Here is a 1,813-nt window from a genome sequence, read left to right on the forward strand (position 1 = left end):
TGCGCGAGGGCCTTGGCGCTCGTCGCCGCGTCGACAACCACCACGCGTGCGCCCAGTTCGATCAAGGTATCGGCGGCCGCGAATCCGGACACACCGATGCCGGTCACGACGACGCGGAGGCCCTTCCAGTCGGAATCCCAACTGACGAGGTCCTTGAGCCGGTCATTGGCAGAAGGCTTGGTTTGAGGACTTGCGCTCACAGCAGCACCACCCATTCAGCATAGAAAATCCCAAGGCCTGCGGCCACGAATAGTCCACAAAGAATCCAGAATCGGACAACCACCGTGATTTCGGCCCAGCCCTTGAGTTCGAAATGATGCTGAAGTGGGGCCATCTTGAAGACCCGCTTACCCTTGGTGACCTTGAAGTAGCCCACCTGGATGATGACCGACAGCGTGATGAGGACGAAGAGCCCGCCGATGATGCCCAAAAGAAGTTCCGTGCGGGAGAGGATCGCAAAGCCGGCCACGGCACCGCCGATTGCCAGGGAACCGGTGTCGCCCATGAAGATCTTCGCCGGGGACGTGTTCCACCAGAGGAAGCCCACTAACGCGGCACTGCAAATAGCTGCCAGCAGCGCCAGATCGAGCGGGTCGCGGACCGAATAGCAACCGCTGCCCGCCTCGCGGGGTGAACCGCATGCCTGGTTGTTCTGCCAGATTCCCATGAGTGTGTAGGCTCCGAAGACCATGATGGAGGCACCGGCCGCGAGGCCGTCCAATCCGTCCGTCAGGTTGACGCCGTTGGTTGCCGCAGTGACGATCAGGTTCGACCAGATGACGAACAGGATGGCTCCGAGGACGGTGCCCCCGAAGGCCAGGTTCAGCCAGGGAATGTCCCGCACAAGCGAAATATGCGTGGAGGCCGGCGTGATCCCCTGCGAGTCGGGGAAGTTCAGGACGAGCACTGCGAAGACAATGCCGACAAAAGCTTGGAGAATCAGCTTCGCCTTGGCGTTGAGTCCGAGGCTGCGCTGCTTGGAAATCTTGATGAAATCGTCGAGGAAACCAACGAATCCCATACCGACCATCAGGAACAACAAGAGCAGACCCGAGGCGGACGGGCCCGGTGATCGCGGTTCATCATCCACATGATCAGGTGGGTCAACCCGTAGCTGATGAGCACCGCGGCCACCACGACTGTCCCGCCCATCGTGGGGGTACCACGCTTGGTGTGGTGGGAGGTGGGTCCATCGTCGCGGATGAACTGGCCGTATCCCTTGGTGACGAGGAACCGGATGAAGAGTGGCGTGCCAACCAGGGCCACCAGGAGGGCGACGCCCGCGCCGATCAACAGTGCAATCACAGCAGCTCGTTCCCTTCATTGGCGGCAGTTGCGGCCGCGGTGTTCGCACTCGTACCGGTCTGTGGAGGTAATGCTATCCGATCCCCCAAATGCCTTAGGCCGACCCCGTTCGAGGACTTGAAAAGCACCAAGTCGCCCGGTTTGAGCTCAGCCTGCAGCAGTTCGTAGGCCTCGTCGGCAGTTTCGGTGAAGATGCACTCGTCGCCCCAGGAGCCTTCCTGGATCGCGGAAACATACAGCGCCCGGGCTTCCCGGCCAACCACCACGAGCCTGGAAATGTTCAAGCGGACCACTTGCGTACCCACAGCCGTGTGTTCGCGGATGGAATCTTCGCCGAGTTCCAACATCGCGCCAAGCACTGCCCACGTGCGGCGTCCCTGCCCGAGGTCGGCGAGGGTGCGCAATGCTGCGCGCATGGATTCCGGATTCGCGTTGTACGCGTCGTTGATGATGGTGACGCCGTCCGCGCGCTCAGTGCGTTCCATCCGCCACCGGCTGGCGGGCGACT

Annotated in this window: 1 protein-coding gene and 2 pseudogenes; all 3 read right to left on the reverse strand. The window is 61.7% G+C overall.

The genetic code is table 11. The features are described from left to right. Positions 1–215: pseudogene (murD, locus tag AHiyo1_RS15410) on the reverse strand (UDP-N-acetylmuramoyl-L-alanine--D-glutamate ligase); the annotation flags it as partial. Then, positions 197–1,305: pseudogene (gene mraY / locus AHiyo1_RS15415) on the reverse strand (phospho-N-acetylmuramoyl-pentapeptide-transferase). The pseudogenes murD and mraY, both read right to left, overlap by 19 nt. Next, a partial coding sequence (locus AHiyo1_RS15420; protein WP_275937067.1) for a glutamate ligase domain-containing protein occupies positions 1,302–1,813 on the reverse strand: 512 nt, incomplete at its 5' end. The gene AHiyo1_RS15420 and the pseudogene mraY, both read right to left, overlap by 4 nt.

The sequence above is a fragment of the Arthrobacter sp. Hiyo1 genome, from assembly GCF_001263615.2.
Classification (GTDB): domain Bacteria; phylum Actinomycetota; class Actinomycetes; order Actinomycetales; family Micrococcaceae; genus Arthrobacter.